Here is a 9,321-nt window from a genome sequence, read left to right on the forward strand (position 1 = left end):
CGAAACTCAGCCAACTTCAAGACGCATCAGGCGCCGCCAGGGTGCCTTCCATGACCACCACGGCCTCGCCCGCCACGCCCGCCCACACGCCGTCGGCGCGCGGTTCGGCGTGGGCCAGCAGCACGCTGGCGCGCCCCATGTCCACGCCCTGCTCCACCCGCAGGCGCAATACGCCATCGCCGCGCAAGGCCGCGCGCAGCGCCGTCATGGCCGCTGTCGCGCTGCCGGTCGCGGGGTCTTCCGTCATGCGTCCGGTAAACATGCGGGCCTGGATGTCGGTGCGTGCGGCCGCCGCGTCCACACCCGTGTCGGTGGTATAGGCATAGATGGACTTTGCGCCGCCCAGCGGCAGCAGGGCCGCGTAGCCTGCCGGGTCGGGCATGGCCCGGCGCAAGGCCTCGCGGCTGGCCAACTGCACCACCAGGAAGGTCAGGCCGACCGACGCCACCTGCGGCGCATGCGCCGAGGTCTCGATGTCCGCGGGCTCCAGGCTCAAGGCCCGCGCGACCGCGGCGGCTGGCGCCTCGCTGGCGCGCGACAGCGGTTGCGGGGCAAGCAGCTCGGCGCCGGCCACGCCGCTTGCGCCCGCGCGCAGCGCAATGCGCACCAGTCCAGCCTCCTCTTCGAACACGAAGGCATCCGGCACGGTCAGGCCCGAGGCGGCCATTTCGCGCGCCAGCACCACGGCCGTGCCCACATTCGGATGCCCCGCGAACGGCACTTCGCGATCAGGCGTAAAAATGCGGACCCAGGCCGTGTGCGCACGGTCTCGCGGCGGCAGCACGAAGCTGGTTTCAGAATAGTTGAACTCGCGCGCGATGCGCTGCATCTGCGCCGTGCTCAAGCCCTGCGCGTCGAACACGACCGCCAAGGGATTGCCGCCATACGCATGGCTGGTGAACACATCGGCGGTGACATAGCGGTAGCGCATGGTACGTCCTTTCAAGCCGCGCGGACGGCGCGGCGACCAGACTAGTGTGCGGGGCCGATGGACAGGCCGCCAGACACAGAGGCAGAGAATCCCGACCATAACAGCGGGCGGATTTGGCATAGACTACGCTGGCCCAGCCCGGCGTTTTTTTCGGTTCATCCCCCCGCAGCCGGCGCACGACGATTTGCGCACACCAGGAACCCACCCTATGTCCACGGTACGCACCTACTTCCAGGACCGCCTGCCTGCTGGCGAACTTGACCGGTTGACGCAGGCCCAAGAGCCGTTCTTTCTTGAGAACATCCCCGACATCGAAGAAACCGTGGCGGCAATGCAGACGCTCTGCCACGATCACGGGCTGAGCGTCCAGGTACTCAAGCAACCCTACAACAGCGGCATCACGGGGTGGGATCTGGCGAGTTTGCTTCCCGCCTGGTTCGGCGGCCTGGCTCTTGGCCTCTTTGCCGCCACCACGCTGGGCAGGCGGCGTACGGACGTCACCCTCAAGCTGCGCAGCAACAGCTTGCTCGAAGTATGTTTTTCCCGGACCGCGCCCCGCCCCGGCACCGCCTTGCCTTGATCTGCGCCGCGCCGCGCCAACCTGTCCTGCCTCAAAGTACCGGACACTCAGGCCTAGTACAATGTCCCATATATGGGGACGACAAAAATGAAAGACAGTGCAAGCCCCGCAGGGGCGCTTACCGTCGAAGCAGCGGTAGGTCTGGCGGAAAACTGGGCCCGCGCGCATCACGCGGACGCCGAGCGAAGCAGGAAATTCGCCACCCAGTGGCATCGGGACACCAGCCCTGACAACAGGCAAGGCGACGTGCTCCTCAGGGATCTCGCCTTTTTTTTCCAGGCCGCTACCCAGGACGCCGCTTACTGGCGCTCGGTCGGCGACTTCACCGAGGAAGCTACCGGCCCCTGGGGAATCCAGGCGCTGAAAGCATTGGCTGGCTTGAATGTCATCGGCCTGGCGGCCGCCATCATCCTGTTTGCGGCGCGCGACAGCTCAGCCTTCACGGCAGGCGCGATGAGCGCCTGCGCCTTGTTCCTGGCGGGGCTGCTGCTGGCCTATCCGGCGCTGCGGCTCACCGGCATTTCCCGTTCCACGGCAAATACCGCGTCGGCCATGCAGAGCCGCGAGGCGGGCGCCGCGTCCACCTGGGAACAGCTGCGCTCGGCCAATGACGGCAACCCCAACGTCGGCCGCAGGGAACGCAAGATCGCCTTGCGCCTGGCGGCCATCATGGCCGCCACGGCCACGGCAGGCTGTGCGCTGCTGATCGCGACGGTGTGGGTCTAGCGGGCCGCCATGCCGACTCCGGCGCGGCGTCAGCTACCGGCGCCGGGGCGGCGCCTCACTCGCCGCGTCGGCCTCGGCATCGAAGGCCGCCCTGGCCACATCGATGTCGGCAATATGTTTGCTGGCCCAGCATCCCAACGCGGTCACGGGTTCGGTGAGCGAGCGCCCAAGCGGCGTCAGCTCATATTCCACATGCGGCGGCATCACTGAATAGACCGTGCGCTTGACCAGGCCGTCACGCTCCAGACCACGCAGGCAAAGCGTCAACATCCGTTGCGAGATGCCGTTGATGGTGCGTTTGATTTCGGTGAAACGACGCGGACCATCAGACAGAATCATGATGATGAGCACGCTCCATTTTTCACCGATGCGCGCCAGCACCTGACTGATCTTTTGACAGTCGTGCTCGTGCAAAGCGTGGAGCTTTTCAGTCACATTCATGATACCGAGTTCTCCTGATGTGCCGTATTGTGGGCGATCGGGACCATAGTTACATTGCTAGCCTCAGTCACAATTTTATACCGAGGCAACCCACAATGAAGCTACCCCGCAGCAGCGCCGACCAGCCGCAAGCCCAATCCAAAACCCTCAAGTACGTTTCCTGGGGGCTGCGCATCCTGGCGGCCGTCGCATTCCTTGCGGCCGCCGCAGCCAAACTGTCGGGTGCGCCGGAAATGGTCCAGGCCTTCGACCACATCGGCATTGGACAGTGGTTCCGCATCGTTACCGGCATCGTCGAAGTGATAGGCGGGATCGCCGTCCTCGTCCCCGCAGCCGCCTTTCTCGGCGGACTGCTGCTGAGCGCCACCATGGTCGGCGCCGTGCTGGCCCATTCATTTGTCATCGAGGGCAGCCCGGTTCCGGCCATAGCTCTACTACTCATCACCGCTACGATTGCCTGGCTGCATCGCCCCGGCAAACAGGCAGCCGCCGCGCGTCCAGCCATGCCCGCCCCCTCGGACGCCACGCCATGAACGCCATTGCCACCAACCGTCCGACAACGGCTTCGCGGTCCATTGCTTACCGCGCATTCGGCCACGCGCATGGGCCCATCACCCGCCTCATGAGCCCTTCCGATCTGGGGCAGTCCCTCAAGCCCTTCGTGTTGCTTGATCTCATCGATGTCAGCCCGGCAACCATGCAAGCTATCACCGACATGCCACTGCATCCCCACTCGGGCATTGCCACGGTCACCCTCATCACCGAAGGCCATGTCCGTTACGATGATCCGGACAGCGCGTCCGGGACACTCGGCTATGGCGGCGTCGAATGGATGCGAGCCGGTGGTGGAGCCTGGCACGGCAAGGAACTGTCGCCGGGCGCCGCCCCGCGCATCCAGGCATTTCAGCTCTGGCTCGCCCTGCCTCCTGAACTGGAAAACAGCGCTTCCGTCAGCCGATACCTCGAGGCCCGAGATATGCCAACAACCGGACCGGCATACGTCATCGTCGGACGTCATGGTGGGAAGCAAAGCCCTGTGCCCGCGCCTGAAGGCATCAACTATCTGCTCATCACCCTGCAGCCAGGTCAAACATGGACGTACCTGCCGCCAGCGGGCCACTCGGTCGGGTGGCTCGCTGTCGCCCAAGGTTCACTGGACGCGGGCACCGCGCTGGTGACGGGCGAAATGGCTGTATTCGAACACGGCGAAACCCCTATCACGCTCACCGCATCAAGCCAGGAAAGCGCCGTTCTCGTCCTCGGTTCGGCCGTGCCCCATCGCTATCCCCTGCACCTGGGCAACCACTCGGTGCATACCTCGGCGCAGGCGCTCGCAGCAGGCGAACGCCGCATTCGGGAACTGCATGAAAAGCTGCAAGCAGCAGGCGAGCGGCGCACGAAATCGGGGAGTACTCCTGTCTTCCTGTAGGATCGCCACGGCGCCGCGTACACGCAATCCTCCCGACGCCTGCAGCCTCCCCTTCATGCCACCGGCGTAACCGCCCTCCCCGTCTTGAAGAACGACACCAGGTTCCGTATCGCCAACTCCGCCATCTGGCGGCGCGTCTCATGCGTGGCGCTGCCGATATGGGGCGCCAGGATCACATTGGGCATGTGCCGCAGCGGACTCTCGCCCAGCGGCTCGCTTTCGAACACGTCGAGCGCGGCGCCCTGAATGATGCCGTTGGCCAGCGCATGGCACAGGTCGGCCTCCTTGATGACCGAGCCGCGGGCGACGTTGACGACCAGGCCGTCGGGTCCTAGCGCCCGCAGCACGGTCGCGTCAACGAGATGGCGCGTAGCCTCGCCTCCGGGACACGACAGGATCAGCACGTCCACGTCGCGGGCCATGGCCGGCAGTGAATCGAAGTGCCGCCATGGCACGTCCTGGCGAGTGCGGCCGAAATAGCTGAGATCCACTTCAAACGGCGCGAGCCGTTGCACGATCTCTTTGCCTATGCGCCCCAGGCCGACGATGCCGACCCGCTTGCCCGCCAGGCTCGCCCCCAGCGGAAAAGGCGAGGCCTGCCACGCCCCGGTGCGCACAAAACCGTCGGCCGCGGGCAGGCGGCGCAACAAGGCCAGCAGCAGTCCCACCGCCAACTCCGCCACGGCCTTGTTCAATACGTCCGGCGTGTTGGTCACGACGATGTTCTTCGCACGCGCGTGATCCAGCGCGATGCCGTCGTAGCCGACGCCGTTGGTGGCTACGATGCGCAAGCCCGGCAGACGATCCATGAGCTCGGCGGGAATCCGGTAGTTCGAACGCGTGACGATGCCGCCTATCGCTGCAAGCAGCGCCGGATCGTTTTGCAGCGCCTCTTCCTCGATCAAGGTGAACACCGAACGGAACTGCGCTTCCACCGACTCGGGAAAAACCCCTACCTTGAGCAAGAGGGGAAACTGGGCGCCCCGATCCTCAGGGCTTATTGCTGCCGCCTGGCGCGTTGCGGCCAGTTCATGCTCCATCATGGATTTCAACCTCGACGCTATAACATACGGGGAATTGGCGCGATAAGCCTGCAACCATCGCGGCCGGGTTCGTAGCAGTTCGTGCGATCTTCAATCTGAAGTTTCTCCTTTCAGGGCAATAGCCCATCGCATCATGGACATCAAGTGCATGCAGAGCTTCGTCGCGGTCGTCGAAGCCGGTTCATTCGCCGAAGCCGCGCGCAAGCTCGACCTGACCTCGGCTGCCATTGCCGCGCGCATCAAGGCGCTGGAAATGGATCTGGGTGTGGCGCTGGTAAAGCGCTCGGGGCGTTCCGTCAGGCCGACCGAGAGCGGCATGCGCATCCTCGAAGGCACCAAGGCGGCCATCCGCAACCTCCGCGATCTGCGCGCCATGGCCATCGACGGCGACCAGCCGGGCGAGTTCCGCATCGGCTGTTTCGTGTCCGCGCTCACGAACGTGCTGCCCCCTATCCTCAAGTCCCTGTACCGCAGGCATCCGGACGCATCGGTATTCGTCACGCCGGGCGGTTCCATAGACCTGTGCGGCAAGGTGGTCAACGGCGAACTCGACGCCGCCATCGTGGTGGAGCCCCAGTTCGCCGTGCCCAAGAGCTGTCTGTGGCAGCCGTTCATGGAAGAACCGCTGGTCGTGGTGGCGCCGTCCCATCTTGCGGACCAGGACGCCCACGCATTGCTGTCGACCCAACCCTTCATACGCTATGACCGGAACATATACGGCGGCCAACTGGCCGACCGCTATCTGCGCGACCACCAGATCTGGCCCAAGCAGCGCCTGGAGATCGACGGCCTGCTCGCCATCGTCGCCCTGGTGCACGAGGGCCTGGGCGTGGCGCTGATTCCGGACTGGTCCTCCATGTGGAAGTCGCTCGACGTGGCGCGCATTCCGTTGCCCAACCGCGCGCCCGTGCGCAGGAACGGCCTGATCTGGAACACCCGCGGCCATCATGCCAAGATGGCCGCGTCGATTTCCCAGGATGCCCGGACCATCTTCGGCAACATGGAAGAACGCCGGGCAAAGCCGTAGCCTTACTTGGACTTGCCCGGCACGCCGCGCAGGAAGTCGAAGTCGACGCCCTTGTCAGCCTGGGTCACCGTATCGAGGAACAGCTTCTTGTAGCCGCGCTCGGCCGTGGGCGGCGTGACCGGCTGCTCGCGGCGGCGGCGTTCCAGTTCTTCTTCCGAGACCAGCAGCGAAATTTCCCGCTGGCTCACGCTCAAACGTATGCGGTCGCCGTTCCTGACATAGGCCAGTGGCCCGCCTATGGCCGCTTCCGGCGTGACGTGCAGCACGATGGTGCCGAAAGCGGTGCCGCTCATGCGGCCGTCCGAGATCCGGATGATGTCCTTCACGCCCTGCGACGCCAGCTTCTTGGGGATCGGGATATAGCCCGCCTCCGGCATGCCGGGCGCGCCCTTGGGGCCAATGTTCTTCAGCACCAGGATGTCCTGCGGCGTGACGTCCAGATCGGCGGCATCGATGCGGCTCGCCAGGTCCTCGGCGTTCTCGAACACCACCGCGCGCCCTTCATGCTCCATCAACCCGGCATTGGCGGACGACTGCTTGATGATGGCGCCTTCGGGAGCCAGGTTGCCGGACAGCACGGCAATGCCGCCCTGCGGATAGATCGGGTCCTGCCGCGTCCTGACCACGCTTTGCGCGAAGCCCGGCCCCGAGCGCTCGATCTCCTCGCCCAGCGTCCTGCCGGTCACGGTCAGCGCGTCCAGCTTCAACAGCGGCTTGAGTTCGCGCAGCAGCGTGGCCATGCCGCCCGCCTTGTGGAAGTCTTCCATGTAGTGCTGGCCGGACGGCTTCAGGTCCACCAGCACGGGCGTCTCGCGCCCCATGCGGTCCAGCGCCTGCAAGTCCAGGTCCAGGCCCAGCCGGCCGGCGATGGCGGTGAGATGGATGATGCCGTTGGTGGACCCGCCGATGGCCAACAGCACGCGCATGGCGTTCTCGAAGGAATCCGCGGTCAGGATCTTGGAAACGGACAGGCGTTGTCTGGCGATTTCGACCGCTTGCGCGCCGGTGAGCTCGGCGATGCGCATCCGGTCCGCCGTAACCGCAGGCGGCGTGGCGCCGCCGGGCACGGTCATGCCCAGCGCTTCGGCGATACAGGCCATGGTGCTTGCGGTGCCCATGACCGAACAGGTGCCCACGCTGGCAACCAGCTGGTTGTTGACGTCGGCGATCTCCTGATCGTCGATTTCCTCGGCGCGGTACTTGCCCCAGTACCTGCGGCAATCCGTGCATGCCCCCACCCGCTCGGACCGGTGCGAACCCGTCAGCATCGATCCGGTCACCAGCTGGATCGCCGGAATGTCCGCCGATGCGGCGCCCATGAGCTGGGCGGGCACGGTCTTGTCGCATCCGCCGATGAGCACCACCGCGTCCATGGGCTGCGCGCGTATCAGTTCCTCGGTGTCCATGGACATGAGGTTGCGCAGGTACATGCTGGTGGGAAAGGAAAAGCTCTCGTGGATGGAGATGGTCGGGAAATCCATCGGCAGCCCGCCCGCGAACATGATGCCGCGCTTGACGGCCTCCAGCAGCTGCGGCGCATTGCCGTGACAGGGGTTATAGGCGCTGCCGGTGTTGGCGATGCCGATCACCGGCCGGTCCAGCGCGCCGTCCGTATAGCCCGCGCCCTTGATGAAGGCCTTGCGCAGGAACAGCGAGAAGCCGCTGTCGCCATAGCTGGTGAGACCCTTGCGCAGGCCGCCGGCCCGGTCCTGCGATGGTTCGGTATTCTTCTTGCTCATCTTGTTCAAACTGCTTCCAGTTAATTTACGGTGATGCCGCCGTCGCGGATGACCTTGGCCCACTGTTCGATTTCCGCGTTCAGGCGTGCCTTGGAGGCTTCGACATCGAGCGCGTCGGCATAAACGCCTTGCTGCAACAGCTGGGCCTTGGCATCGTCCTTGGCCAGCGCCGTGGTCAGCGCCTTGTTGAGCTTGGCGACGATGGGGGCCGGCGTGCCCGCCGGCGCCATCACGCCGAAGAGCGAACTGACGTTAAAGCCGCTGAAACCCTGTTCCTCGGCGGTGGGAATGTCCGGCAGCATCGAGACGCGTTGGGGCGTAAGCACGGCCAGCGGACGCAGCTGGCCGGACTTGATGAAGGAGATCGCGGCGGGAACCGTCTCCGTCATGGTCTCGACCTGGCCGCCGACCAGGTCCGTCATGGCCGGGCCGCTGCCGCGGTAGGCCACGTGCTCGATCTTGACGCCCGCGATCTGCTTGAACAGTTCCATGGCCATGCGCTGGGGCGCGCCGGCGCCTGACGAGGCGAAGTTGAGTTTGCCGGGATTCGCCTTCGCGTAGCTCACCAGCTCGGACAGCGATTTGATCGGCAGCTTGGGATTGACCACGGCCACCAGCGGCACGAAGCCGACCACGCCGACAGGCGCGAAGTCCTTGCGCAGATCGTACGGGATGGTGTCCTTCTCCAAGGTCGCCATGACCGAATGCGAGGTCAGCGCGCCCATCAGCAAGGTATAGCCGTCGGGCTGGGCGCGCGCCACTTCGGCCGCTCCGATATTGCCGCCTGCTCCGCCCCGGTTCTCGATCACGACCTGGCCGCCGATCTCTTCGCTCAGGCGCTGGCCCACGATGCGCCCGATCACGTCGGTCGCGCCTCCCGGCGGATACGGAATGATCAGGCGGATGGGCTTGCTGGGATAGCTGTCGGCAGCCTGCGCGGATGCATGGCCAGGAATGGCGAACGCGGCGGCCGCGACAAAGGCGGCCGCAACGATGTTGATGCGCTTGCGCGCGGCGTGCTTACAGAACATTTTTGTCTCCCGATGCGTTCTTATGGCTTGAAAGCTCTAGACGCATGTTCGCAAACTCTCGCCTGCGAAAAGAGAAAAAAATTTATGTTCTGTCAAAAAAATCCGTGAGAGTTCCAGGACGTCCGGATGAGGAAAATCCGGACAGCACTTCGGTTTTGTAAGATAGGGTTCTTGAGTCGCCGGCGTCCGGACTGCGGGATTCCGATGCTCGCCCCGGTGGGGCTGCGCTTCGGATCCCTCCGCCCGGCCACCGGCTCAAGGCATCTGCCCATGAGCAAGATCCAAAACCACCGCATCAGGTGACTGTCAGCCGAGGACCCCGGAGCCATCCGAAGCGCAGCCCCAGCGGGGCGAGCATCGGAATGGCGCAGGGC

The 9,321-nt window shown here is 65.1% G+C and carries 10 protein-coding genes; 5 read left to right on the top strand and 5 right to left on the bottom strand.

All coding sequences use genetic code 11. The features are described 5' to 3' along the window. Positions 1-16 precede the first annotated feature (16 nt). Positions 17-931, bottom strand: coding sequence for a PhzF family phenazine biosynthesis protein (locus AC6LKD_RS19545; protein ID WP_013392940.1), 915 nt, complete (start codon positions 929-931; stop codon positions 17-19). Between the two features lie 208 nt (positions 932-1,139). Here AC6LKD_RS19545 and AC6LKD_RS19550 point away from each other — a divergent pair, with 208 nt between their 5' ends. Continuing rightward, positions 1,140-1,511: a hypothetical protein gene (locus tag AC6LKD_RS19550; protein WP_013392939.1), complete on the top strand. Its 372-nt coding sequence runs from the start codon at positions 1,140-1,142 to the stop codon at positions 1,509-1,511. An 87-nt stretch (positions 1,512-1,598) separates the two neighbouring features. Continuing rightward, positions 1,599-2,237 (top strand): hypothetical protein, encoded by a 639-nt coding sequence (locus AC6LKD_RS19555; RefSeq protein WP_498117166.1) that lies wholly within the window; start codon positions 1,599-1,601, stop codon positions 2,235-2,237. Between the two features lie 33 nt (positions 2,238-2,270). On the opposite strand, the gene AC6LKD_RS19560 is transcribed toward AC6LKD_RS19555, so the two are convergent. Continuing rightward, positions 2,271-2,678 (bottom strand): winged helix-turn-helix transcriptional regulator, encoded by a 408-nt coding sequence (locus AC6LKD_RS19560; protein WP_492275405.1) that lies wholly within the window; start codon positions 2,676-2,678, stop codon positions 2,271-2,273. Between the two features lie 95 nt (positions 2,679-2,773). Between AC6LKD_RS19560 and AC6LKD_RS19565 the strand changes: the two genes are divergently transcribed. Then, positions 2,774-3,211, top strand: a complete 438-nt coding sequence (locus tag AC6LKD_RS19565; RefSeq protein ID WP_498117167.1) for a DoxX family protein — start codon at positions 2,774-2,776, stop codon at positions 3,209-3,211. Beyond that, positions 3,208-4,107, top strand: a complete 900-nt coding sequence (locus AC6LKD_RS19570) for a pirin family protein (protein ID WP_498117168.1) — start codon at positions 3,208-3,210, stop codon at positions 4,105-4,107. The genes AC6LKD_RS19565 and AC6LKD_RS19570 overlap by 4 nt, the downstream gene beginning before the upstream one ends. A 53-nt stretch (positions 4,108-4,160) precedes the next feature. On the opposite strand, the gene AC6LKD_RS19575 is transcribed toward AC6LKD_RS19570, so the two are convergent. Next, positions 4,161-5,150: a 2-hydroxyacid dehydrogenase gene (locus tag AC6LKD_RS19575; protein WP_498117170.1), complete on the bottom strand. Its 990-nt coding sequence runs from the start codon at positions 5,148-5,150 to the stop codon at positions 4,161-4,163. Positions 5,151-5,283: 133 nt separating this feature from the next. Here AC6LKD_RS19575 and AC6LKD_RS19580 point away from each other — a divergent pair, with 133 nt between their 5' ends. Next, positions 5,284-6,177, top strand: coding sequence for a LysR family transcriptional regulator (locus AC6LKD_RS19580; protein WP_013392934.1), 894 nt, complete (start codon positions 5,284-5,286; stop codon positions 6,175-6,177). Positions 6,178-6,179: 2 nt separating this feature from the next. Here AC6LKD_RS19580 and AC6LKD_RS19585 read toward each other — a convergent pair whose 3' ends face one another. Both AC6LKD_RS19585 and AC6LKD_RS19590 read right to left on the bottom strand, forming a co-directional pair. Beyond that, positions 6,180-7,916, bottom strand: a complete 1,737-nt coding sequence (locus AC6LKD_RS19585; protein ID WP_498117171.1) for an IlvD/Edd family dehydratase — start codon at positions 7,914-7,916, stop codon at positions 6,180-6,182. Positions 7,917-7,936: 20 nt separating this feature from the next. Further along, entirely contained in the window at positions 7,937-8,947 is a 1,011-nt protein-coding gene (locus AC6LKD_RS19590; protein ID WP_013392932.1) for a Bug family tripartite tricarboxylate transporter substrate binding protein, read from the bottom strand. Positions 8,948-9,321: the final 374 nt, after the last annotated feature.

The organism is Achromobacter sp. D7-1 (assembly GCF_059760445.1).